21 protein-coding genes are annotated in these 21,606 nt (G+C 66.3%); 11 read left to right on the plus strand and 10 right to left on the minus strand.

Features of this window, described 5'->3' with window-relative positions; all coding sequences use genetic code 11:
• Positions 1 to 20: 20 nt before the first annotated feature.
• The 5 genes from ACFRAH_RS09590 to ACFRAH_RS09610 are packed head-to-tail and all read right to left on the minus strand — an operon-like array spanning position 21 to position 4,271.
• Positions 21 to 437 carry an ester cyclase gene (locus ACFRAH_RS09590; protein WP_377990657.1) on the minus strand — a complete coding sequence of 139 codons (417 nt, stop codon included), beginning with the start codon at positions 435 to 437 and terminating at the stop codon, positions 21 to 23.
• A complete protein-coding gene (locus tag ACFRAH_RS09595) occupies positions 434 to 991 on the minus strand; it encodes a flavin reductase family protein (protein WP_377990658.1) in 558 nt (185 codons plus the stop codon). The genes ACFRAH_RS09590 and ACFRAH_RS09595 overlap by 4 nt, the downstream gene beginning before the upstream one ends.
• Before the next feature lie 29 nt (positions 992 to 1,020).
• Positions 1,021 to 1,530, minus strand: a complete 510-nt coding sequence (locus ACFRAH_RS09600; protein WP_377990659.1) for a flavin reductase family protein — start codon at positions 1,528 to 1,530, stop codon at positions 1,021 to 1,023.
• The gene (locus ACFRAH_RS09605) at positions 1,527 to 2,840 is read right to left on the minus strand and encodes a flavin monoamine oxidase family protein (RefSeq protein ID WP_377990660.1); all 1,314 of its coding nucleotides are present in this window, start codon (positions 2,838 to 2,840) and stop codon (positions 1,527 to 1,529) included. Before ACFRAH_RS09605 ends, ACFRAH_RS09600 begins: the two co-directional genes overlap by 4 nt.
• Positions 2,841 to 2,873: 33 nt before the next feature.
• Complete coding sequence (locus ACFRAH_RS09610) at positions 2,874 to 4,271, minus strand: LLM class flavin-dependent oxidoreductase (protein WP_377990661.1); 1,398 nt, start codon at positions 4,269 to 4,271, stop codon at positions 2,874 to 2,876.
• A 298-nt stretch (positions 4,272 to 4,569) separates the two neighbouring features.
• Between ACFRAH_RS09610 and ACFRAH_RS09615 the strand changes: the two genes are divergently transcribed.
• The 4 genes from ACFRAH_RS09615 to ACFRAH_RS09630 all read left to right on the plus strand — a co-directional run bounded on the left by ACFRAH_RS09615 (position 4,570) and on the right by ACFRAH_RS09630 (position 8,775).
• Positions 4,570 to 5,946, plus strand: a complete 1,377-nt coding sequence (locus tag ACFRAH_RS09615) for an MFS transporter (protein WP_377990662.1) — start codon at positions 4,570 to 4,572, stop codon at positions 5,944 to 5,946.
• 129 nt (positions 5,947 to 6,075) lie between these two features.
• Positions 6,076 to 6,882: an HpcH/HpaI aldolase/citrate lyase family protein gene (locus ACFRAH_RS09620; protein ID WP_377990663.1), complete on the plus strand. Its 807-nt coding sequence runs from the start codon at positions 6,076 to 6,078 to the stop codon at positions 6,880 to 6,882.
• A gap of 8 nt (positions 6,883 to 6,890) precedes the next feature.
• A complete protein-coding gene (locus ACFRAH_RS09625; protein WP_377990664.1) occupies positions 6,891 to 7,856 on the plus strand; it encodes a quinone oxidoreductase family protein in 966 nt (321 codons plus the stop codon).
• 46 nt (positions 7,857 to 7,902) lie between these two features.
• On the plus strand, positions 7,903 to 8,775 hold the full coding sequence (locus ACFRAH_RS09630; protein WP_377990665.1) for an IclR family transcriptional regulator: 873 nt from the start codon (positions 7,903 to 7,905) through the stop codon (positions 8,773 to 8,775).
• A gap of 13 nt (positions 8,776 to 8,788) precedes the next feature.
• On the opposite strand, the gene ACFRAH_RS09635 is transcribed toward ACFRAH_RS09630, so the two are convergent.
• Both ACFRAH_RS09635 and ACFRAH_RS09640 read right to left on the minus strand, forming a co-directional pair.
• Positions 8,789 to 9,028, minus strand: a complete 240-nt coding sequence (locus ACFRAH_RS09635) for a hypothetical protein (RefSeq protein ID WP_377990666.1) — start codon at positions 9,026 to 9,028, stop codon at positions 8,789 to 8,791.
• Between the two features lie 16 nt (positions 9,029 to 9,044).
• Positions 9,045 to 9,218, minus strand: coding sequence for a hypothetical protein (locus tag ACFRAH_RS09640; RefSeq protein WP_377990667.1), 174 nt, complete (start codon positions 9,216 to 9,218; stop codon positions 9,045 to 9,047).
• A 320-nt stretch (positions 9,219 to 9,538) separates the two neighbouring features.
• On the opposite strand from ACFRAH_RS09640, the gene ACFRAH_RS09645 reads away from it, so the two are divergent.
• From ACFRAH_RS09645 to ACFRAH_RS09655, 3 genes are all read left to right on the plus strand, one after another.
• Positions 9,539 to 9,790 (plus strand): hypothetical protein, encoded by a 252-nt coding sequence (locus tag ACFRAH_RS09645; RefSeq protein ID WP_377990668.1) that lies wholly within the window; start codon positions 9,539 to 9,541, stop codon positions 9,788 to 9,790.
• A gap of 155 nt (positions 9,791 to 9,945) precedes the next feature.
• Positions 9,946 to 10,230 (plus strand): hypothetical protein, encoded by a 285-nt coding sequence (locus ACFRAH_RS09650; RefSeq protein WP_377990669.1) that lies wholly within the window; start codon positions 9,946 to 9,948, stop codon positions 10,228 to 10,230.
• A gap of 227 nt (positions 10,231 to 10,457) precedes the next feature.
• Entirely contained in the window at positions 10,458 to 12,236 is a 1,779-nt protein-coding gene (locus ACFRAH_RS09655) for an alpha-glucosidase (protein ID WP_377990670.1), read from the plus strand.
• A 5-nt stretch (positions 12,237 to 12,241) separates the two neighbouring features.
• Here the strand turns inward: ACFRAH_RS09655 and ACFRAH_RS09660 are convergent, their stop codons facing one another.
• Both ACFRAH_RS09660 and ACFRAH_RS09665 read right to left on the minus strand, forming a co-directional pair.
• On the minus strand, positions 12,242 to 13,954 hold the full coding sequence (locus ACFRAH_RS09660) for an alpha-amylase family protein (RefSeq protein ID WP_377990671.1): 1,713 nt from the start codon (positions 13,952 to 13,954) through the stop codon (positions 12,242 to 12,244).
• A complete protein-coding gene (locus ACFRAH_RS09665; RefSeq protein WP_377990672.1) occupies positions 13,951 to 14,922 on the minus strand; it encodes a TIGR03885 family FMN-dependent LLM class oxidoreductase in 972 nt (323 codons plus the stop codon). The genes ACFRAH_RS09660 and ACFRAH_RS09665 overlap by 4 nt, the downstream gene beginning before the upstream one ends.
• 107 nt (positions 14,923 to 15,029) lie before the next feature.
• Between ACFRAH_RS09665 and ACFRAH_RS09670 the strand changes: the two genes are divergently transcribed.
• On the plus strand, positions 15,030 to 16,097 hold the full coding sequence (locus ACFRAH_RS09670; protein ID WP_377990673.1) for an ATP-dependent DNA ligase: 1,068 nt from the start codon (positions 15,030 to 15,032) through the stop codon (positions 16,095 to 16,097).
• Positions 16,098 to 16,231: 134 nt separating this feature from the next.
• Here ACFRAH_RS09670 and ACFRAH_RS09675 read toward each other — a convergent pair whose 3' ends face one another.
• Complete coding sequence (locus ACFRAH_RS09675; RefSeq protein ID WP_377990674.1) at positions 16,232 to 17,551, minus strand: MFS transporter; 1,320 nt, start codon at positions 17,549 to 17,551, stop codon at positions 16,232 to 16,234.
• 226 nt (positions 17,552 to 17,777) lie between these two features.
• On the opposite strand from ACFRAH_RS09675, the gene ACFRAH_RS09680 reads away from it, so the two are divergent.
• From ACFRAH_RS09680 to ACFRAH_RS09690, 3 genes are all read left to right on the plus strand, one after another.
• Entirely contained in the window at positions 17,778 to 18,638 is an 861-nt protein-coding gene (locus tag ACFRAH_RS09680; RefSeq protein ID WP_377990675.1) for an IclR family transcriptional regulator, read from the plus strand.
• A 146-nt stretch (positions 18,639 to 18,784) separates the two neighbouring features.
• On the plus strand, positions 18,785 to 19,666 hold the full coding sequence (locus tag ACFRAH_RS09685) for a shikimate dehydrogenase (protein WP_377990676.1): 882 nt from the start codon (positions 18,785 to 18,787) through the stop codon (positions 19,664 to 19,666).
• Complete coding sequence (locus ACFRAH_RS09690; RefSeq protein ID WP_377990677.1) at positions 19,666 to 21,570, plus strand: bifunctional sugar phosphate isomerase/epimerase/4-hydroxyphenylpyruvate dioxygenase family protein; 1,905 nt, start codon at positions 19,666 to 19,668, stop codon at positions 21,568 to 21,570. The genes ACFRAH_RS09685 and ACFRAH_RS09690 overlap by 1 nt, the downstream gene beginning before the upstream one ends.
• Positions 21,571 to 21,606 lie beyond the last annotated feature (36 nt).

Raw genomic sequence — 21,606 nt, forward strand, 5'->3', positions numbered from 1 at the left:
TCATTCCGAAGGCGGCCTGCCTAGGCGTTGCCGGCTCCCAGATGCCAGATGCCGAGGGCGGAGAGGAGTTCGCGCGGGTCCCAGATGACCCATTCTTCTGCGAGCTTGTCGCCGTCGAACTGGAGGAAGGAGGCGCCGGTGACGGTGATGCTGCGCCCGGTGGCGGGGACGTCCATGAATTCGCCCTGGTGCGTGCCCGTGGTCTGCCAGTGGACCGCCACTTTTGCGCCGTCCTCGATGATGTCCAGAATGTCAGTGCTGGAGTCCGGAAACGCGGTGTGCATGGCCTCGATGGTTTTGCGGAGGCTGGCGTAGTCCTCGCTGCCTGACTTGGAGCGGCGGACGTAACCGGGTGCGAGGAGCTGCTCGAACGCGGACAGGTCCCCGTCTCCCCAGGCGCCGTTCCAGGCTTTGAGGATGGTGTCGCGGCGGCTCATGATGCGCTCCTTGCTACTGTTTCGGCGGGTGCCGGGATGTCGATGGGCTGGTACTGGCCGAACTTCCCGGCCCGGAAGAGCAGGGCGTCGCCGGTCCCTTCGTCCATGTTGGTCACAGAACCGACCACCATGTAGTGGTCACCCACGACGACCTCTGCGGTCACGACGCAGTCGATGTAGGCGGTGGCACCGTGCAGGTGCGGGGTGCCAAGCGGACCGGGGGTGCAGGGCAGGCCCTCGAATTTCTCCGGTCCCTTGCGGGACAGCGACCGGCAGATGGTGATCTGGTCGTCGGAGAGGATGTTGGCGGTGAATTTCTGCAGTTTGCGCAGCTTTGGCCAGCTGGAGGAGGACTTGTCCACGCAGAACATGACCAGCGGCGGCTCGAGCGAGAGCGACTGGAAGGTGCCGACCACCAGGCCGAGCTTCTCGTCGTCGTCATTGACGCCGGTGATGGCGGTGACTCCCGTGGGGAGCTTGCCCAGGATCTGGCGGTAGTAGGCGGGAGTGATGTCGGCCACGGGGGTGGCGGCAGGAGCTGGGGTGATATCCATATCAGTGTTCCTTGATCAAGTGAATTGGATCAGGCGACTTCGCGGAAGCTTCCGAAGCGGCCGCCGTGGAAGATGAGGGGAGCGCCCTCACCGGGGGTCATGTCCAGCACGCTGGCGATGACGACGACGTGGTCCCCGGCCGTGAACTGCTGTTCAACCCGGCAGTCGAACCAGGCAAGGGATCCGGAGATGTGCGGGGTGCCCCACCCGGACTCGGACCAGTCCACGGCGCTGAGTTTGTCCTCGCCCTTCGCCGAGAGCGCGCGGCACACCTGCTGCTGGTCCTCGGCGAGCAGGCTGACGCTGAAGGTCGCCGCTTCGGAGATCCTGGGCCAGCTCGTGGAGGAGTGCATCACGCTGAACGTCACCAGCGCCGGCTCCATGGACAGCGAGGCGAACGTCCCAACGACCATGGCGTTCTGCGTGCCGGTCAGCGGATCGGTGGAGCAGACGGCGGCGACGCCGGTGGGCAGATGCCGCATGACGGCCCGGTAGGTGTCGGAATCGATCCGGCGGGTTTCCAGTGCGGGAGCGCTCATGACTGTGCTTTCCCTTCTGCGCGCAGCTCGGTGTGGATGTGGCGGCCAACCCGGAGGCCGCTTTCGATGGCGCCGTCGAAGAAGCCGGCCCAGATGTTCGCGGTGTCGCTGCTGGCGAAGTGCAGTGCGCCTTCGGACGCCTGCTGTACCGCGTGGTACTTGGTGAGCTGGCCGGGACGCTGGATCTGCCAGGTCTCCTCGGCGTAGGGGTCTTCGCCCCACTTGTGGCCGGTGACCTCGAGGACCTCCAGGTCGTCGCGCCATACCTTGATGGCCTCCTGGACCTGGACGGGGTCGGTGACGTCGATGCGGTTCGCGTCGGCGCCGAAACCCACCAGCACGGCGTCCTCTTCTCCGACGAACTCGGTGCGGATCACGGAGAGTGGCTTGTCCTGGGCGGAGTAGGCGAAGAATGGCTTGATGGGTCCCTTGACCCGGATCCAGGCCTTGACGCCCTGGGATGCGGTCTTTTCCCGGCTGGGGGCGAGCTTCCCCTCGGACAGGGCGGGCTCGACGTCGAGCTTGTGCAGAATGTTCTGCGGCAGGGTGATGACCACCTTCTTGGCCTGGATTTCCTGGCCGTCGCCGTAGGTGACGGTGGCGCCGTCGCTGTTGTGGCGGACGGACGTGACCGGGCTGTTGAGGCGGATGTCGGCGGTGGTGTCCTCGGCGATGGCGTTGGCCAGTCCGTCGTTGCCGTCCTTCAGGCGGTAGATGGCGGAAGCCTCGTGCATGAGGTGCCAGTGGCCGGAGGAGCCGGCGGTCCAGCGGAGGGCGTTGACGTAGGCGCACTGGTCCAGGGGTGCGTTGAAGTGGCCCACCCAGGCGGCCTCGTTGGCGTTCCGCTCGTCCTCGGAGAGGTCCAGCTTGTCCAGCATTTCCTGCAGGTTGTACTGGTCCACCTCGGCCAGGTTCTCCACGGTCAGCGGTGCATCGGGGCGGGGGAGCCACTTGACGGTGTCCTCCAGCAGGCGGGTCATGCCGGGGTCGATCAGCTTCATGAAGTCGTCCAGGTTGCCGCGGCGGACCTCGTTTCCGGCCAGCCAGTACGTCTCCTCCGAGCGCGGGCCGCGGGAGACCTCCAGGCCGTAGCGGGTAACCTCGGCCCAGACGTGGGGCTGGGTCCAGTGCAGCCAATTGCCGCCGAGCTCCAGGTTCTGTCCGAGACGGCGCTCGGTGTACAGGCGGCCGCCAAGACGGTTCTGGGCTTCCAGGACAACCACGCTGTGGCCGCGGTTGCTCAGTTCACGGGCCGTGATGAGGCCGGCAAGACCGGCGCCGATGACGACTACGTCAGTCTGTTCAGTCATTGAAGTATCTTTCGTTGTTTTGTCTCGTGATGCTTAGATACCGGCCGGTGCGAGCCGGGCGGTGCGGTAGCCGGTGGCCGGGTGGCCGTCCAGGGTGTACTTCTGGCCGAAGAGCTTCTCCCGCAGGGTTACCGGCTCCTGATCGGTGGCGGGTGCCGGGGCGATCAGGCCCTGGGCACGCAGTTCCGGCAGGGCCAGTTCAATGAAGTCTTCCCAGCTGCCCGGCTTGGTGATGTAGCTGAGGTTGACGCCGTCGATGTCGGCCTCGTCGCGCCAGCGGCGCAGCTCTGCGGCCACCGTCTCCGGGGAGCCGACGATCGTGGAACCGGTGCCCCCCACGGCGAGGAACTCGGCGATCTGGCGCGGGGTCCAGTCGCGGTCCGGGTCGGCCTTGGAGAACATGTCCACCATGGACTGCCCGGCCTTGGTATTGACGGACCGCAGCGGGGTGTCCAGTTCGTATTCGGACATGTCGATGCCGGTCCAGCCGCTGAAGCGGGCCAGGATCCCGTCGATCGGTGCGGTCTCCACGGCCTTGCGGTACTTGGCCTGTGCCTCTTCGTCGGTGGGGGCGACGATGACGGTGAGGAGGATGACGATCTTGACGTCGCGGGGGTCGCGGCCGGCGTCGGCCACGGCCTGGCGGAGCTTGGCCACACTGCGCGCGGTGCCCTCCACGGAGGTGCCCTGGAGGAAAACGGCTTCGGCGTGCTTGCCGCCGAATTCCATGCCCCGGGAGGAGGCGCCGGCCTGGAACAGGACCGGGGTGCGCTGCGGGGAAGGTTCGCAGAGGTGGAAGCCGGGCACCGTGAAGTGCTTGCCGGAGTGGTTTATCGGGTGCACCTTGGCGGGGTCGATGTACGTTGCGGATTCGGCGTCCCGGACCACGGCGTCCTCCTCGAAGGAGCCTTCCCAGAGCTTGTAGACCACGTCCATGTACTCGTCGGCCATGTCGTAGCGCTCGGCGGGGCTCAGCTGCTGTTCCTTGCCGAGGTTGCGGGCGGCGGCCTCCGAATAGGAGGTCACGATGTTCCAGCCCACGCGGCCGGACGTGAGGTGGTCCAGGCTGCTGTACTTGCGGGCCAGCAGATAGGGCGGCTCGTAGGTTGCGGAGCAGGTCACGCCGAAGGTGAGGTGCTTCGTGACTGCAGCCATGCCGCTGACCAGAACTGTCGGGTCGTTGATCGGGAACTGCGCGGCGTCGCGCAGGGCGGCATCCCCGTTTCCGCGGAAAACGTCATGGTAGCCGACGTTGTCGGCAAAGAAGATCCCGTCGAAGCCGGCGTTCTCCAGCGTCTGTGCGATGCCCGTCCAGTACTGGAGGTCCGTGTACCGGTGGCCCTGATCGCCTTCGGCCCGCCAGGAACCGGAGGTCAGGTGGCTCGGGGCGAAGACGTCAAAAGCGAAAAGGCTCAGTGGTGCGTTTTTCATGGCAGCGGTGCTTCCTTGGACTCGTGCCTGACAAGGCGACAACTTGAGTGACGTTCATAAAATGAACACTGCGTTCAATTTAGAGTGTAAGCCAACTCACTGTCAAGGGGCTTTTTCGGGTGAGGCGCTTTACGCGTCCGCTATTGACACCCGATGTGGCGCATGCCATATTTTTGACCACGACGTTCGAAAGATGAACGAATCGGATCTGACTCTTCAGTTTCCCCAACCGCCGCCGTGCTGACACCGCCGGCGCATCCTCCCCTTCGAATTGGCACGATCTACAAGGAAGTCCTTCGTGAATACACCTGTTACACCGGCCCCCGGGCCGTCTTTGCAGTCATCGGTCGCACCGGATCCGCAGAAGAAGCGGTTCCTGTACAAGCTCAGTGCGGTGATCGCCGGGGGCATGTTCATCGACGGCTTCATCCTGGGTGGCATCGGTCTGGTCATGCCGGCGCTGACCAACGACCTCTCCCTGTCCGCCACCTGGCAGGGACTGATCGGCGCCTCGGCCCTGATCGGTATCTTCTTCGGCGGGCCCATCGGCGGATACCTGGCCGACAAGATCGGGCGCAAGCCGATGTTCATCGTCGACCTCGCCATCTTCCTGCTGGGCTCCGCCGCGCAGTTCTTTGTTGCGGACGCCTGGCAGCTGTTCCTGATCCGCCTGCTCATGGGCATGGCCATCGGCGCCGACTACGCCATTGGCTGGCCGCTGCTGGTGGAATTCTCCCCGGCCAGGCTGCGGGGCAAGCTCATGGCCTTCCAGGAGGTCGCCTGGTACGTCGGCTACCTGCTTTCCTACGCCGTCGGCTACTACATGTCCACGTCGATCCACGCCGACTGGCGCATCATCCTGGGCATGAGCACCGTTCCTTCGCTGATCGTCTTCCTGCTCCGGCTGGGTTCCCCCGAATCCCCGCGCTGGCTGATCAGCAAGGGACGGAACGAAGAGGCGTTCGCCATCGCCCATGAGTTCATGGAGGAAGAGGACGTCCGGGACCTGGCCCACGAGAAGCCCCAGCGACCCAGCTTCGGCAAGCTGTTCTCCCCGCAGTACCGCAATTCCACGATCTTCGTCTGCATGTACTGGGTCTGCAACGTGACCCCCTACTTCGCCATCGCCACCTTCGCGCCCATCGTGCTCGAAAGCCTCGGCGTTGAAGATGGCCTGACCGGAGCGCTGCTGCTCAACGGCGTGGTGGTGGCCGGCTCCCTGGCAGCCATGTTCCTGATTGAAAAGGTGGGACGCCGCAAGCTGTCCATCCCGCCGATGTGGATTGCCGCCGTCGCCCTCGTGGTCATCGGCCTGTTCTCCCACGTCTCACCGATGGTTATCCTGGTCTGCTTCATTGCCTTCTCCTTCTTCAACGCCATCTCCACGGCCCTGACCGGCGTCTACCCCGGCGAGGTCTTCCCGACGGAAATCCGCGGCGCCGGCGTGGGCTTCGCTACCGCCTTCTCGCGGATCGGCGCAGCGGCAGGAACGTTCATCCTCCCGATGTCCGTCGACAGCCTGGGCGTGGGAACCACCATGCTGATCGCCGCCGGCATCTGTGTGCTGGGTGCAGTCATCTCGCAGTACCTGGCCCCGGAAACCAAGGGCCTGAGCCTGAGCGACACCTCAGCGCCGCTGGCCAAGGCACCACTGGCCAAAGCCGCAGCGAATTAGTACCGACCTCACTGGATTATGTGAGCGGAAGGGTGCCCTGCCCGGACTTGTGCCGGCAGGGCGCCCTTCCGTGCGACGCGCCCATACGCGGGTACCAAACGATCTTTGACACGAAGGAGAACAAAACAAGTGAAGATTTACGGTGAAAGTGAACGGGACAGCGGCCTGCAGACCCCGCAGCTGATCCTTGACGACGGCGGGACCCACCCGGGTGCCTGGGTCAGCTTCCGCGACCCGGCTGTTGTGGACACGTTGGCGGCCGAAGGGTTCGACTGGATCTGCATCGACGGCCAGCACGGAGGCGCGGAAACCCACGAAATGCAGCCCCTCATCGAGGCCGCGCACCTCTTTTCGGTCCCGTCCCTCGTCCGCGTTCCCGGCCACGACATGGGGACCATCGGCCGGGTCCTGGACGCGGGTGCCGGCGGGATCATCTTCCCGACTGTGGAGACGGCGGCGGCGGCAGCGTCACTCATTGCCGCCTGCCGCTTCCCCTCCCGCGGCAACCGCAGCTATGGTCCCACCCGCCGCAGCCCCCGGTACCCAAAGCCTGTTCCCGGCAATCCGCAGGACGACGCACTGTGCATCCTGATGATCGAAACGGCCGCCGGCCTGGCCAACCTGAACGAGATCCTCGCGACCGGACCGGACGGCATTTTCGTGGGACCCTACGACCTGTCCCTCAGCCTGGGCATGAGCCTGGAGGAGCTGACCGGTGAAGGGCCAGACGGAATTCTCGCGGACATCGCACGCCGCTGCTCGGCAGCCGGCGTCACCCCCGGCATCTACACCGGAGAGTCCGGGCTCTCCGAAAAGATGGCCAGCCTCGGCTTCCGCTTCATGCCCACGGCGTCGGATACGGGGCTGCTCGCCGTCGCGGCCCGCAACGCCGTTTCCGCAGCTCGCCGGCTGACCGCGGCAAAGGTCATGAGCTGAGCGCCGCGATGCCTTACGCCATGCAGATCACCGGGCCCGGAGGCCCGGAGGTATTCGAGCGGATCCACGTTCCGCGTCCGGTCCCCGGGCCGGGCCAGGTGCTGGTGCGCGTTGCTGCGGTGGGGGTGAACTTCATCGAGACGTACCAGCGTTCGGGCGTGTACGCCGTCGACTATCCCTTTGTCCCGGGAGTCGAGGCTGCGGGCACCATCGAGGAGATCGGTGCCGGCGTCGCCGGGTTTGCTGTGGGTGACCGGGTTGCCACGACGGAGGGCGCGGGCACTTACGGGGACTACATGGTGCTCGACGCAGAGAAGGCGCTTCCTGTGCCGGACGGCGTCTCCAACGACGCCGCCGCGGCACTGCCGGCGCAGGGCATCACCGCCCACTACCTCATCAGTTCCAGCTACCGGGTCCAGCCCGGTGACACGGTTCTTACCTATGCCGGTGCCGGAGGGGTGGGGCTGCTGCTCATACAGCTCCTCAAGCTCCGCGGCGCCACCGTGATCACCACGACGTCGACGCCGGAAAAGGCCGTGGTGGCCAGGGAAGCCGGCGCCGACCACGTCCTGGACTACGCTGACGTCCCCGAACGCGTGCGGGAGCTCACGGGCGGCCGAGGGGCAGACGTCGTCTATGACGGCATCGGCAAGGACACCTTTGAAGGGTCCCTGGACGCACTGCGCGTGCGCGGCACGCTGGTGCTGTTCGGCGGCGCGTCCGGGCAGGTGCCGCCCTTCGATCTGCAGCAGCTCAACGCCCATGGTTCCCTGACAGTCACGCGCCCTAAAATCGACGACTTCCTGCTCGACGCCGGGGAGCGGCGCTGGCGCTCCGAGGAAATTTTTGGCCTGATGGCCGACGGAAAACTCAGGGTCAATATCGGCGCCCGGTACCCCCTGGAACGTGCCGCCGACGCCCACACAGCGATGGAGGCGCGGGCGACCACCGGCAAGGTCATCCTGGTCCCGTAGCTCCGGCTGAACGCCCCGTTCGCTAATTGAAAGGGCATAGGATGGTGTGGACAGCACGGGCCTTGCGGCCCTGAGCGAATGCGAACCGGGAGCAGACATGGCGGCGGGACGAAGCGCAGCAGAAGCAGGCGAAGCACAAGGAACCGATGCCACGCCTGCCGATGAATCGGCGGACCTGACCAACAAGTCCGTCATTAAGGCAACTGTCCTGCTTGCCGAACTGGGCCGCCACCGGCAGGGCATCACCGTTACGGAACTGGCCCAGGCCGTGGGGATGACCCGCCCCACGGCCTTCCGACTGCTCCTGAGCCTGGAACAGACGGGCTTTGTGGACCGCGTGGACAACAGGTATCTGCTGGGCTGGCAGGTGGCGAGGCTGGGCAGGCTTGCCGATCCCCACACCGGGGCGGTGGCCAGGATCCAGCCCATTCTGGACGAGTACGCTGCGAAGCTCAACGAGACGTTCAGCTTCGCCATGATGCGGGGTGAACTGGCCTACGACGTGATCGCCGAGGCATATGCGTCACGCTACCTGAATGCCTCCCACGTCTACCTCGGGGGAACCTACCCCATCCACGCCAGTGCCACAGGAAAGGTCCTGCTGGCCGAGCTGACCGACGACCAAATTGCAGCGGAACTGCCGGAGAAGCTGGAAGCCTACACTCCCCACACCATCACCAACCGCAAGGCCCTGATGAAGGAGTTGCGCCAGGTCCGGGAGCAGGAATACGCCATCCTCGACGACGAACTTGAAGAGGGCCTCTTTGTGGTCGCCTGCCCCGTCCGCGACGCTGCGGGTGCGATGGTGGGAGTACTCTCCATCAACGGCCCGTCCCAGCGCCTGAAATCAGACCATCTGCCCGACACCATCGACCAGCTGCGCCAGGCCGCCCGCGACATCGCAAAGGCTTTGTCCTAGCCAGCTGAGGCGATCAGGTGCCCGCGATGGCCATCAAATGCTCGCGCGAGGGGTACTTCCATTCCACGTACTGGACGGGAACACCGACGCGCTCAGCCACCAGGCCGTGGGTGACACTCTCCGGGCCCTCGCTGCTGCTCACTTCGGTGATGCAGGCGATCAGGGCCGCAGTTCGCCTTTCATCACGTTCGCGGAGAACATCCGCTGCCCGCTTGGGTGTCTTGCGTCTTGCCTTCTGGCGCCAGTGAGTCATGTCTAGCCCCGGGACGTCAGGAGGCGCCGGGGCCTTCAACGTACAGGCCGGCCCACGGTGTGCAGGTCAGCACCTCGGAGCCCATGGACGGCCGGGCGGTGACGCCCGCGCCGCCCGCCCGCCTGCGGCCGGCGAGGGAGTGGCCGGAACGGGTGAACGCGATGAGAAGGATGCGGTGAACGGTGCTCATGGTGGGCTCCTCGCGGACTGCTGGGGGAACCACGGGTTCCCGGGGATGAAGTATTCGGATACCGGAAGGCCGCCTTTGGCACTCCGGCGGATTGAGTAGCTTTTGAACGTGACGTTCATTTCCTGAACGTGCTTCCATTGTGGGCCGTGTCACGGGATTTTGCAAGGGCCCTGGCTTCACCCGCCTTGCCGCCGTCTCCGCGGCGGAAGAAGGGCGAATTGGGCGGGGCTTGACGGTGAAGTGGATCACTCTTATGCTGAACGTCACGTTCATTAAATGAACGTCAAGAACGTTCCCGCCACCTAGCTCATGGACCGAACATGCGCCTACATTCCAAAACGCCAATCAGCCACGCCACCCGCCTGCCAGCCGCGCCAGTGCCCGACTGGTCCAAGCTCTCCCGCGATGACGCCGTCAGGGTGCTCCTGCGGGACGGCAGGATCATCTCGGGGCAGATTGACATGATCGCCGTGGACCGCAGCGTCTTTTGGGTGATCCAGTCGGCCGGTCGGGGGAGGGTGATGGTGTGCAGCTCCGACAAGCCCGTGGTGGTCCGCGCCGCAATGCCGTAATCCATTGCGGCAGGGCGTGAGCCGTGCCACAATAAGGCTAGGTTCATAAAATGAACGTCACGTTCACTTTTTTGGGACTGAGTAGCAAGTCCACCAGACAAAGAAGTCGGCCGGTACACAGGTGTACCGGGCGGCAAGGCAGAAGGGAAGGAACCATGTCCATCTCAGTAGGTCACCGAGCAATCGTCAGCGCCTTTGGCTGGGGGCACGGCCCCGCCCGCCGGACCGCCGCGGCCGTGCCGGCCGTGGAACGGCCGGTCACGACGACGGCGGTACCGTCCGCCGCCGAATCGGCCGCACTGGTGTGCTCCCCCTGGGAGGGCCTCTATCTCGAGCCGGCCCACCCCGTGTCCGCACGCGGGAACAGTGCAAAGGGAAACAATGCCACGACAGGCCAGCAGCTGGACTCGTTCCTCAGCAGCCTGATGTACGGCGAGTAAGCAGCAAAAGGCAAGCGCCATGACCGCCAAGATTTACTCCGACGCGGCGAGCGACGAGTCATCCACAGCATCAGCGGCCGACGACTGCGACGCCAACACCTGCTTTTACTGCACCAGCCCGGAAACGGACTGAGGAGGAACCCGGGCAGCCATTGACCGCCGATTCTTCTGGAACAAGACTTTCAGTGGGCCAGCAGCCCGCCACCGTCGACCAGGAGGAGCCAGCGATGACCACGCAGGAAACCGAGGCAGAGGAGGCCTACCGGGCCGGGAGGGAATGGTTCAAGAGTGCGGTGGTGTACCAGATCTATCCGCGCAGCTTCGCAGACTCGGACGGCGACGGCATCGGCGACCTCCGCGGAATCATCGGCAAGCTGGACTACCTGCAAAAGCTGGGCGTCGACGTCGTCTGGCTGTCCCCGGTGTACCGCTCGCCGCAGGATGACAACGGCTACGACATCAGCGACTACCAGGACATCGATCCCGTCTTCGGTGACCTGGAGACCCTCGACGAACTGCTCGACGGCCTGCACTCCCGCGGCATGAAGCTGGTGATGGACCTCGTGGTGAACCACACTTCGGACGAGCACCCGTGGTTCGTGGAATCCCGCTCCAGCCGGGACAACCCGAAGCGCGACTGGTACTGGTGGCGGCCGCCGCGCGAAGGAGCCGAACCCGGACCAGCAGCCCCCGGAGCCCCCGGCGCGGAGCCCAACAACTGGGGCTCGGCCTTCTCCGGGCCCGCGTGGGAGTACGACGACAGCACCGGGGAGTACTACCTGCACCTGTTCTCCAGGAAGCAGCCGGACCTCAACTGGGAAAACCCGGAGGTGCGGGCCGCCGTCTACGACATGATGAACTGGTGGCTGGACCGCGGCGTGGACGGCTTCCGGATGGACGTCATCAACTTCATCTCCAAGGAACAGTCGCTGCCGGACGGCCCGAAGGCCGAAGGCATGCTTTATGGCGACGGCGGCCCGCACTTCATCTGCGGGCCGCGCATCCACGAATTCCTGCAGGAGATGCACCAGGAAGTCTTCGCGGGACGGGACAAGGATCTGCTGACCGTGGGCGAGATGCCGGGCGTCACCGTCGAGGACGCCGTCCTGTTCACTGATCCGGGCCGCCGGGAGGTGGACATGGTGTTCCAGTTCGAGCACGTGGCATTGGACCAGGAGGGCGGCAACAAGTGGCGGCCCAAGAAGCTGCAGCTCACCGACCTAAAGAAGTCCCTGGGCCGCTGGCAGGACGGGCTTGCCGGGCGCGGGTGGAACAGCCTCTACTGGGGGAACCACGACCAGGCCCGGGCCGTTTCCCGGTTCGGCGACGACGGCCAGTACCGGGAGCTGTCGGCAAAAATGCTGGCCGCGGTCCTGCACCTGCACCGCGGCACGCCCTACGTGTACCAGGGCGAGGAGCTCGGCATGACCAACATGGCGTTCGGCGCCATCAGCGACTACCGCGACATCGAGGTCCTTAACCACCACCGGGAGGCCACCACGCATCTGGGCCACACCGATGCGGAGGTCCTGGCCGCCTTGGCACCTCTGAACCGGGACAACGCCCGGACACCGGTGCAGTGGGACGCCGGCCGGCACGGCGGCTTCACCACCGGCGCTCCGTGGATTGCCGTGAACCCGAACGCGAACACCATCAACGCCGCGGCGCAGGTTGACGACCCCGGGTCCGTGTTCAGCTTCTACCGGCAGGTGATCGCCCTCCGGCACTCGGAGCCGGTGGTGGCATACGGGGATTTCAGCATGCTGCTGCCTGACGACGAACACATCTATGCGTTCAAGCGATCGCTCCCGGAGGCCGAGCTTTTGGTGCTGGCCAACTTTTCGGGGACCGGCCGGTCCGCGGACGTCGACGGCGGCACTTGGTCGGGAGCCGAACTGGTCGTGGGGAACTACCCGCCCGAGCCTGACGGCGCCCCCCAATCTAACTCAGGGCAGCCGTTCGACCTGCGTCCGTGGGAGGTGAAGGTGTTCCGCCGGAGCCGCTAGCGCCCTTACGGCGCCAGCCGGTCGCCGGGGCGGTGGACGCGGAACCAGCGGTAGCCGTACCGTCCCAGCTCAACGGTGAACCCGCCGTCGGCCGCCAACGGTACGTTCCCGCCGTCGAACAGATCCAGCAGCATGGCGTCCCGGTAAGCCCGCCGCCCACCGTCCCTGGCCCCGGCGTTTGTTTCAGTCCCGACGTTCGCAGTGACCTTGACCGGTGCGTCGCCAAAGTTGTGCAGCAGCACCACGGTGGCCTCCGCCGAGCTGCAGCGGTGCGCGAAAACGGCCGGCTCCGGCTGGTCGAGGACGGCGAATTCGCCCCAGCCCAGTTCCGGTGATTCGCGGTACCGCTGGATAAGCGTCGCCATGAAGTTCCACAGGGACTTCGGATCCCGTTTGGCGGCGGCCGCGTTGACCTTTTCCGGTCCGTACTCGCCGCGGGGCAGCGGAACCACCAGCTCCGACACCTTGGCACTGGAGAAGCCGCCGTTCTTTCCGCCGTTCCACTGCATGGGCGTGCGGACGGCGGCGCGGCCCTTCTGCCGCAGGTCCTCGCCCATGCCGATCTCCTCGCCGTAGAAAAGCACCGGCGTGCCGGGCAGGGAGAACATCAGCGAGTAGACCATCCGGATCCTGTCGGCGTCGCCGTCCAGCATCGGCGGCAGCCGGCGCCGGAGCCCGCGGCCGTAGAGCTGCATGTTCTTGTCCGGGCCGAACGCGGCGAAAACCTCCTCCCGCTCGCCGTCGCTGAGCTTGTCCAGGGTGAGCTCGTCATGGTTGCGGACGAACATGGCCCAGTGGTTGTCCGGATGCAGCCGCGGACGGGTCTTTAGCGCCTCGGCCAGCGGGCGGGCGTCCTGCCGGGCGAGCGAGAGGTAGATGTGCTGCATGGACATGAAGTCGAACTGCATGTTCAGCTCGTTGCCCTCGGCGCCGCCGAAATACTCCAGCTGCTCCTTGTACGGCAGGTTGACCTCTCCCAGCAGCACCGCGCCGCCGTTTCGCCGGTTAACGAAGCTGCGCAGGGCGCTGAGGTAGTCGTGCGGATCGACGTTGGCTGCTTCATCCTTGGGCGCGCCGCGGGTCTCCAGGAAAAACGGGACCGCATCCAGCCGGAAACCGTCCAGCCCCAGCTCCAGCCAGAGGCCCATGGCCTTGGCGATCTCGTTGCGGACGCCGGGATTGGTGACGTTGAGGTCCGGCTGGTGCTCCATGAACATGTGCAGGTACCACTCGCCGGTGGCATCGTCCTGGGTCCAGATGGAGGTCTGTTCGCCGGGAAACACCACTTCCGAGGAGGTGTCCGGCGGCGGGTCGCTCCGCCAGACGTAGTAGTCCCGGTACGGGTTGTCCACGGATTTGCGGGCCTCAATGAACCAGGGGTGCTGGTTGGAGGTGTGGTTGACCACGAAGTCGGCGATCACCCGGATGCCGCGGTCCTTCGCGGTGCGGATGAACTCCACGAAGTCACCGAGGGTGCCGAAGCGGCGGTCGATGTCGAAGAAGTCCGTCACGTCGTAGCCGTCGTCCCGGTCCGGGGACGGATAGAACGGCATGAGCCAGATGCAGTTCACGCCCAGCGCCGCCAGGTAATCCACGCGCTGGGTCAGGCCGGCGAAATCACCGGTGCCGTCGCCGTCGCAGTCAAAGAACGTTTCCACGTCCAGGCAGTAGACGACGGCGGTCTTCCACCACAGGTCCGATGTCTCGGCGATGTTCATGCCACGGGCACCTTCCGCAGCTGCGGCAGGACGCTCTGGGCAAAGGCGTCGATGAAGGGCGCCTGGTCCTGCCCCACGAAGTGCAGGTACAGCTCGTCGAAGCCGAGGTCCAGGTACTCGCCCAGCCACTGCACGTGGCGGTCAAGGCTGGCGGAGACGTTGACGGACTTCCGCACCCGGGCCTCCCCGACGTCGGTGCTGACGCCGTCGAAGTGCGCCGCGGTCGGCAGGTCCCAGGGGATGGGCGGGGCGAAGACATTGGAACGCCACTGGTCCATCGCAATGGCGACGGCGTCCTCCTCCCGGGGAGCCCAGGACAGGTGGATCTGCAGCACGGCTTTCCCCTTGCCGCCCCCGGCCCGGTACGCCGCCAGCATTTCCGTGAGTTTTTCGGCCGGCTGGTTCACCGTCACCAGGCCGTCAGCCCAGCCGGCGGCCCGGCGGGCCGTGTCCACGCTGATGGCCGGTGCAATCAGGGGCGGGGGCGGCGACGGCACATCCCAGATCCGCGCCTGCTCCACGGTGACCAGCCCATGATGGGTGACCTCCTCGCCGGCATGCAGCCGGCGGATGACGTCCACGCATTCCTCCAGCCGCTGCTGCCGGGTTTCCTTCAGCGGCCAGGGGTCGCCCGTGACGTGCTCGTTCATGTTCTCGCCGCTGCCCGGAGCCATCCAGAACCGGCCGGGAAACATCGAGGCCAGCGTGGCGGAGGCATGGGCGATGATGGCCGGGTGGTACCGCTGCCCGGGTGCGGTGACCACGCCGAAGCGCAGGCCGGTGCTGGCAAGGGCGGCCCCCAGCCAGGACCACGCGAAGCCGGAGTGCCCCTGCCGGGCCGACCACGGCTCGATGTGGTCGGAGCACATGGCGGCGTCGAAGCCTGCCTCCTCGGCAAGCCGGACGTCCTTCAGGAGCTGGCCGGGGCTGATCTGTTCATGCGAAGCGTGGAAACCGATAGCTGCCATCCCTCATGTCTACCGGCGGCCGCGGGCCGTGTCGAGGGTGCACGCGCCGAAGCGGTGACATCAAACGGGGGTGGCATCCGGGCGGGCGCCGGGCAAGAATGGGGCCTATGCAGCTGCCGGTAATGCCCCCTGTCGCCCCGATGCTGGCCAAAGCGGTCGGCGCCATCCCCGAAGGCCGCCTGAGCTACGAGCCGAAGTGGGACGGATTCCGCTCCATCATCTTCCGTGACGGCGACGACGTGGAGATCGGCAGCCGCAACGAGAAGCCGATGACGCGCTACTTTCCGGAGCTCGTGGAGGCGCTGAAGGCCAACCTGCCGCCCAAATGCGTGATCGACGGCGAAATCGTCCTGGTGGGTGCCTCCGGGGACCGGCTGGACTTCGACGCCCTGCAGCAGCGGATCCATCCCGCGGCCAGCAGGGTCAAGCTGCTCTCCGAACAGACGCCGGCCAGGTTCGTCGCCTTCGACCTGCTGGCCCTCGGCGAGGAGGATTTCAGCGGCCGTCCCTTCGCCGAACGCCGCGCGGCCCTGGAACAGGCTTTGGCCGCGGCCAAGGCCCCGGTCCACCTGACCGCCGCCACGCAGGACGCGGAGCTGGCAGGAAAGTGGTTCCACCAGTTCGAGGGCGCCGGCCTGGACGGGATCATTGCCAAGCCGCTCGACGGGGCGTACCAGCCGGACAAGCGCGTGATGTTCAAGATCAAGCACGAACGGACCGCCGACGTCGTCCTGGCCGGCTACCGGGTACACAAGAGCGGCGCCGACTCCATCGGGTCGCTGCTGCTGGGCCTGTACAAGCCCGGCGGCGAACTAGCCAGCGTTGGCGTCGTCGGTGCCTTTCCGATGAAGCGCCGCAAGGAGCTTTTCGAGGAACTCCAGCCCCTGGTCACCAGCTTCGACGAGCACCCGTGGGCCTGGGCCAAGCAGGAGGAGGGCAGCCGGACACCGCGCAACGCGGAGGGCAGCCGGTGGAGCGCGGGCAAGGACCTGTCCTTCACGCCGCTGCGGCCGGAGCGGGTGCTGGAAGTGAAATACGACCACATGGAGGGTGAACGGTTCCGCCACACGGCCCAGTTCGTGCGGTGGCGCCCGGACCGGGACCCTGAGTCCTGCACCTGCGGACAGCTCGAGGAACCGGTGAAGTTCGACCTCGCCGAGGTGCTCGCCACCTGAAGGTGCGGACCGCCGTCGTGACCTTCTTTAAAACCAAAACGCCCTGAAAACGCCGCGACCCGCCGTGTGGCGATCCTGTTGGGAAGCAAACAGGGGCACGACGGCGGGTCGCAGGTCATGCGGGCGGGCGGAGGCTACTTGAGGCCGAGCTCCTTGGTGGGAACCTTGAAGGTCTCCTTCGCCGTGAGGGCCGAGACGGCTGCGATGACGCAGATGACCGCGGTGAAGATGCTGATCTGCACCCAGCCGCCGGGTTTGATGCCGCCCATGGCAGCCACGATCGCCGGAGCGAAACCGGCCATGAGGAAGCCGAGCTGGGTGCCGATGGCCAGGCCGGAGAAGCGGACCCTGGTGCTGAACATCTCGGCATAGAAGGAGGGCCAGACGGCGTTCGCTGCAGCATAGCCGCAGGAGAAGAAGGCGATGGCAGCCAGGAACATCAGCAGCACGTTGCCGGACTCGAGGCTCAGCAGGAACAGCGGGGCCAGCGCGGCGCTGGACAGGGCGCCGTAGATGTAGACGGGCTTCCGCCCGATGCGGTCGGCCAGCTTGCCGAACAGCGGCTGGGTGCCAAGGGCCACGAGGTTGGCGCCCACCACGAGCCAGAGGGTGATGGTGCCGTCCACGCCGGCAACGGTCTTGGCGTAGCTGATGGCAAGGGTGCCGAACACGGTGGAGACGGCGGCGATGAAGGCGCAGCAGATGACCCGGAGGACGTCGCGCCAGTGGGCCTTGAGCAGGTCGGCCACGGGCAGCTTGGCGATCTGGGCTGACTTCTGGGCGGCTTCGAAGGCCGGCGGCTCGTGCAGGGAGCGGCGGATGAAGAAAGCGACCACAACAACCACGGCGCTGAGCCAGAAGGGGATCCGCCAGCCGATGCCGTACTTGATCTCGTCCGGCAGGGCGAGGACCGGGATGAAGACGAGCGCGGCCAGGATCTGGCCGCCCTGGGTGCCGGTGAGGGTCCACGAGGTGAAGAAGGAGCGCTGGTTGTCCGGGGCGTGCTCCAGGGTCATGGAGGATGCGCCGGCCTGTTCACCGGCTGCGGAGAGGCCCTGGCAGAGACGGGCCAGCACCAGCAGGGCCGGAGCCCACCAGCCGACGGTGTTGAAGTCCGGCAGGCAGCCGATCAGGAAGGTGGACGCACCCATGAGGACCAGGGTGAACATGAGGACCTTGCGCCGGCCCACCCGGTCACCGAAGTGGCCCAGGATCACAGCGCCGACCGGCCGTGCGACGTAGGCGAAGCCGAACGTCGCAAAGGACATGATGGCTGCGTTGGCGTCAGCGCTCGGGAAAAACACGTGCGGGAAGATCAGCGCGGCTGCCGAGCCGAAGATAAAGAAGTCGTAGTACTCGACGGCGCTGCCGAGGAAGCTGGCAAGGGCTGCCTTCTTCGGGGTCCCGGCCGGGGCAGCGGTGCCCGGCGTGGTGGACGGAATGGTCTGGCTCATGGTGTTCCTTCGGGGGACGACGTTGTCGCGGGACAGATCAGGTGTCGCTGCCGCCGTCCTTGTTGAGGAAGGGGGCGGTTGGAGGTCCTTGGATAAACCCGGACTGAGTAGCCACATGGTGGGAGCTACTTGTGCGATACAGCAACTATGGCTGTGAGGGCAGTCACCTGTCAAGAAAGTTATCCGCCATCTAGAAATAGCTCTCACATTGTGGCAACATCGACATATGAATGTGAAGGAAGCCACAAGCGCAGAGGTCGTTAAAACAGCCGGCGCAGTTGAAGAAGCCGCCGCGGATGCCCCCGTCGAGGAAGTAAAGCCCGCGAAGGGTGAAGCCCGCACAGACATGGTGGGCAAGGCGCTGGGCCTGCTGGTCCTGCTGGGGGATGAGCCCCGCGGGGCCAGTGCGGCGGAGATTTCCCGGCGCGCGGACCTTCCGTTCAGCACCACATACCGTCTCCTCGGCTCACTCACCCGCGACGGCTTTGTGGACTACGAGCCCGACGGCCGCCGCTACCACCTCGGCCTGCGCATCTTCCAGCTGGGCCAGGCCGTCTCCAACCACCATGGCTTCGCCGGCACGGCGCTGCCCATTCTGCGCCGCGTGACCGAGCAGACGGGGGAAGCCACCATCCTCTCCGTCCGCGACGGCATCCACCATCTCACCGTGAACAAGGTGGACGGCCCGCAGACGTTCCGGGTGACCAGCGATCCGGGCTACCTCGGCGCGCTGCACACTACCTCCGTGGGCAAGGCGCTTGTCGCGTTCGCGGAGGACGAGGACCGCGAACGGCTGCTCGAAGACCTCCCGCTGGAGCCGCTGACCAGCCTCTCCATCACGGACCGGGATGCCTTCCGCGCCGAGATCGAGAAGGTCCGGCGGCAGGGTTACGCCGTCATGGACGAGGAGAACGAGCTCGGCATGCGCGCCGTGGCGGTGCCCGTCTTCAACTCCCAGGGCACCGCCTTCGCCTCCCTGGCCACCGCGGTTCCGGTCTTCCGGCTCAGCATGGAGGCGCTGGTGGCGACGGTGCCCCTGCTGCAGGCGGCCGCCGTCGAGCTTTCTGCCCGGCTGCCGCAGCGCTGAGCCGAACGAACGAATAAATTTGTTCGCATCTAGAACACTAGTGCAATATGTGAACTTTGCTGTACTGTTATTCCCATCACCCAGCCAGCAGGGGGCGTCACCGGCGCCATCAGTGGCCGAGTGCCGTTGTCGAAGGAGCCGAACGCATGAGCAATCGAACCGAGTCCTACCTCATAGGACTTGTCGGGGATGGCGTGATGCCGTCGCTTTCACCCCACATGCACGAGCGTGAAGGCGACGTCCAGGGTGTCCGGTACCTGTACCGCCCCATCGACCTGCACGAGCTCGACCTTCCGGCCTCCGCCGTCGGCGACCTGCTGCAAAGCGCGTACCGGATGGGCTTCAACGGGCTGAACGTCACCCACCCCTGCAAGCAGCTGGTCCTCCAGCACCTCGACGAAATCGCCCCGGACGCCGAACGGCTGGGCGCCGTCAACACGGTGGTGATCCAGGACGGCCGGTTCATCGGCCACAACACAGACTTCTCCGGCTTTGCCGCCGCCCTCGCCTCCGGACTTCCGGGCGCCAAGCTGGACCGGGTGGTGCAGCTGGGAGCGGGCGGGGCCGGATCGGCTGTCGCCTACGCCCTACTCACCGCCGGCGTGCAGACGCTGGAACTGGTGGACATGGATCCGGCGCGCTGCGCCGAACGGGCCGCCGAGCTGGCCGGCTTCTTCCCGGACCGCACCGTCACGGCCCGCACGACGGCGGAGCTGCCGCAGCTGATGCCCGCCGCCGACGGGCTGGTGCACTGCACGCCCGTGGGGATGGCGGCCCACCCGGGAACGCCGCTGGACATGGCACTCGTCGAGCCCCGGCACTGGGTGGCGGACATCGTCTACCGCCCCATCGAAACCGAGCTGGTCCGGGAGTCGCGGGCCAAGGGCTGCCAGGTGCTCGACGGCGGACGCATGGCCGTGGGCCAGGCCGCCGACGCCTTCCGGATCTTCACAGGGCTTGAGCCCGACGCCGACCGGATGCGCGCCCACTTCCTGGAGCTCATCGCCGCCGAAGAGGTGGCCGTTTAATGCGCACCGGAATCGCCACCGTCTGCCTCTCCGGCACGCTGAAGGAAAAGATGCAGGCCTGCGCCATTGCAGGCTTCGACGGCATCGAAATCTTCGAGCAGGACCTGGTCACCTCCCCGCTGAGCCCCGAAGACGTCCGCAGGATGGCCGCGGACCTGGGCCTCACGCTGGATCTCTACCAGCCGTTCCGCGACTTCGACAGCGTCCCCGGGGACCTGCTGGCGGCCAACCTCCGCCGGGCGGAAGCCAAGTTCCGGCTCATGTCCCGGCTGGGCATGGACACCATCCTGGTCTGCTCCAACGTCGGCACCGCCACGATCGACGATGACGACCTCCGCGCGTCGCAGCTTGCCGCCCTGGCGGAGCTCGCCGGCGGGCACGGCGTCAAGGTCGCCTACGAGGCCCTCGCGTGGGGCAAGTACGTCAACGACTACGAACACGCCCACCGCCTCGTTGGGATGGTGGACCACCCCAGCCTCGGCACCTGCCTGGACTCATTCCACATCCTGTCCCGCGACTGGGACACCGCGCCGATCGAGGACTTCAACGCGGACAAGATCTTCTTCGTCCAGGTGGCCGACGCCCCCAAGCTCTCCATGGACGTGCTCTCCTGGAGCCGGCACTACCGCGTCTTCCCGGGCGAGGGCCAGTTTGAGCTCGCCAAGTTCATGGGACACGTGGTCCGCGCCGGCTACACCGGGCCGGTATCGCTGGAGGTCTTCAACGATGTTTTCCGCCAGTCCGACGTCGAACGCACCGCCGTCGACGCCATGCGCTCGCTGATCTGGCTGGAGGAGCAGAGCGCCAAATGGCTGGAGACGAACGCTCTGGCCCCCTCCGGGAGCGCCGCCGGTGCCACTGGCACCCAGGCTGCCGCCCGCCGTCGTTATCCGATGGAACTGGCAACACTGCCGCAGGTGGCAGAGCCCGCCGGCTTTAACTTCGCCGAGGTCAAGGCCGCGGACACCGGGGTGCTGGAAACGGTCCTCGGCCAGCTCGGCTTCGAGTTCAACGGCCGCCACCGCACCAAGGACGTCCAGCTCTGGACCATGGGCCACGCCCGCGTGATCATCAACGAACAGGCCCCCGAAGCGGCCGAACCGGCCATCGCCGCCTTGGGGTTCGACGTCGACTCCCCGGTGATTGCCTCCGCCCGCGCCCAGCAGCTCAAGGCCCCCGTGGTTCCACGCAAGAGCCAGGCCAACGAGGAAGTTTTCCAGGGCTTCGCGGCCCCCGACTCCACCGAAATCTTCCTGTGCCAGGGCAACCCGGACGGGACCGCTGCGTGGACCCGCGAATTCGGCGAGGGGCTGGAAGTGCCCTCCGGCGCCCGGACCGCGGTGATCGACCACGTGAACCTGGCCCAGCCGTGGCAGCACTTCGACGAGGCCGTCCTCTTCTATACGAGCGCGCTGGCGCTGGAGCCGCTGCCGTACGCGGAGGTTGCGAGCCCCAGCGGGCTGGTCCGCTCGCAGGTCATGCAGACCTCGGACCGGGACGTCCGGCTCGTCCTGAACCTCGCGCCGCTGATCCAGCAGGAGGGGGCGCGCAAGAGCTACCAGGAGCACATCGCCTTCGCGGTGGATGACCTGGTGGCCACCGCCCGCGCCGCGCGCGACCGGGGACTGGCCTTTCTGCAGATCCCGGAGAACTACTACGAGGACCTGGCCGCCCGGTTCGACCTCGACCCCGGGCTCCTGGCCACGCTGCGCGACCTGAACCTGCTCTACGACCGCGACGCCGACGGCGAGTTCCTGCACTTCTATACCGCCACGGTGGGCAGCGTGTTCTTCGAAATGGTGGAACGGCGCGGCAACTACGACGGCTACGGAGCACCTAACGCGCCGGTGCGGCACGCAGTCCAGTACGACCACCTGCACCAACTGACCCAAACCAACCGCTGATCTCAACCGCAGATCGAATTGCCCAACCACAGATTG

Origin of the sequence: Arthrobacter sp. NPDC056727 (assembly GCF_042790555.1) — a bacterium.
Taxonomy (GTDB): domain Bacteria; phylum Actinomycetota; class Actinomycetes; order Actinomycetales; family Micrococcaceae; genus Arthrobacter.

What these genes read in the sequence shown, in the direction of transcription:
- ACFRAH_RS09590 (WP_377990657.1), bottom strand. Translation starts at nt 437, where the DNA reads ATGAGCCGCCGCGACACCATCCTCAAAGCCTGGAACGGCGCCTGGGGA.
- ACFRAH_RS09595 (WP_377990658.1), bottom strand. Translation starts at nt 991, where the DNA reads ATGGATATCACCCCAGCTCCTGCCGCCACCCCCGTGGCCGACATCACT.
- ACFRAH_RS09600 (WP_377990659.1), bottom strand. Translation starts at nt 1,530, where the DNA reads ATGAGCGCTCCCGCACTGGAAACCCGCCGGATCGATTCCGACACCTAC.
- ACFRAH_RS09605 (WP_377990660.1), bottom strand. Translation starts at nt 2,840, where the DNA reads ATGACTGAACAGACTGACGTAGTCGTCATCGGCGCCGGTCTTGCCGGC.
- ACFRAH_RS09610 (WP_377990661.1), bottom strand. Translation starts at nt 4,271, where the DNA reads ATGAAAAACGCACCACTGAGCCTTTTCGCTTTTGACGTCTTCGCCCCG.
- ACFRAH_RS09625 (WP_377990664.1), top strand. Translation starts at nt 6,891, where the DNA reads ATGCCTTACGCCATGCAGATCACCGGGCCCGGAGGCCCGGAGGTATTC.
- ACFRAH_RS09635 (WP_377990666.1), bottom strand. Translation starts at nt 9,028, where the DNA reads ATGACTCACTGGCGCCAGAAGGCAAGACGCAAGACACCCAAGCGGGCA.
- ACFRAH_RS09640 (WP_377990667.1), bottom strand. Translation starts at nt 9,218, where the DNA reads ATGAGCACCGTTCACCGCATCCTTCTCATCGCGTTCACCCGTTCCGGC.
- ACFRAH_RS09645 (WP_377990668.1), top strand. Translation starts at nt 9,539, where the DNA reads ATGCGCCTACATTCCAAAACGCCAATCAGCCACGCCACCCGCCTGCCA.
- ACFRAH_RS09650 (WP_377990669.1), top strand. Translation starts at nt 9,946, where the DNA reads ATGTCCATCTCAGTAGGTCACCGAGCAATCGTCAGCGCCTTTGGCTGG.
- ACFRAH_RS09655 (WP_377990670.1), top strand. Translation starts at nt 10,458, where the DNA reads ATGACCACGCAGGAAACCGAGGCAGAGGAGGCCTACCGGGCCGGGAGG.
- ACFRAH_RS09660 (WP_377990671.1), bottom strand. Translation starts at nt 13,954, where the DNA reads ATGAACATCGCCGAGACATCGGACCTGTGGTGGAAGACCGCCGTCGTC.
- ACFRAH_RS09665 (WP_377990672.1), bottom strand. Translation starts at nt 14,922, where the DNA reads ATGGCAGCTATCGGTTTCCACGCTTCGCATGAACAGATCAGCCCCGGC.
- ACFRAH_RS09670 (WP_377990673.1), top strand. Translation starts at nt 15,030, where the DNA reads ATGCAGCTGCCGGTAATGCCCCCTGTCGCCCCGATGCTGGCCAAAGCG.
- ACFRAH_RS09675 (WP_377990674.1), bottom strand. Translation starts at nt 17,551, where the DNA reads ATGAGCCAGACCATTCCGTCCACCACGCCGGGCACCGCTGCCCCGGCC.
- ACFRAH_RS09680 (WP_377990675.1), top strand. Translation starts at nt 17,778, where the DNA reads ATGAATGTGAAGGAAGCCACAAGCGCAGAGGTCGTTAAAACAGCCGGC.
- ACFRAH_RS09685 (WP_377990676.1), top strand. Translation starts at nt 18,785, where the DNA reads ATGAGCAATCGAACCGAGTCCTACCTCATAGGACTTGTCGGGGATGGC.
- ACFRAH_RS09690 (WP_377990677.1), top strand. Translation starts at nt 19,666, where the DNA reads ATGCGCACCGGAATCGCCACCGTCTGCCTCTCCGGCACGCTGAAGGAA.